The following is a 413-nucleotide window of genomic DNA, read 5'->3' as shown; positions in this document are numbered from 1 at the left end:
ATTTTGGTATTCTAAGAACACACGTCTAATGACATGGTTATAAAAAGTTTGATGTCTTGTTGATGTCTTCAGTTTTCAAGGTGCGAGTGCCTTCTCCATGGAAATGGACAAGACAAATGGAGCCTAGCGGGATCGAACCGCTGACCTCCTGCGTGCAAGGCAGGCGCTCTCCCAGCTGAGCTAAGGCCCCAGGATATGAACTTAAAATTGAATGGTGGGCCTAAGTGGACTCGAACCACCGACCTCACGCTTATCAGGCGTGCGCTCTAACCAGCTGAGCTATAGGCCCATTCAAATATGGGATGATTCAGTTGAGAGATCGGACTCTCAAAACTGAACGATGGGCATGTCCCTTACGGGACGTTTTCCTTAGAAAGGAGGTGATCCAGCCGCACCTTCCGATACGGCTACCT

General features: G+C 49.2%; 2 tRNA genes. Both read right to left on the bottom strand.

Features of this window, described 5'->3' with window-relative positions:
• Nucleotides 1-117 precede the first annotated feature (117 nt).
• Nucleotides 118-190, bottom strand: a tRNA-Ala gene (locus KNQ02_RS15560).
• A 22-nt stretch (nucleotides 191-212) separates the two neighbouring features.
• Nucleotides 213-289 (bottom strand) — tRNA-Ile (locus KNQ02_RS15555).
• Between the last annotated feature and the right edge of the window lie 124 nt (nucleotides 290-413).

The organism is Exiguobacterium sp. s102, from assembly GCF_018618635.1.
GTDB lineage: Bacteria > Bacillota > Bacilli > Exiguobacteriales > Exiguobacteriaceae > Exiguobacterium_A > Exiguobacterium_A oxidotolerans.
Note: the sequence above shows the minus strand (reverse complement) of the source record. Positions and strands in the feature narration are given on the sequence as shown.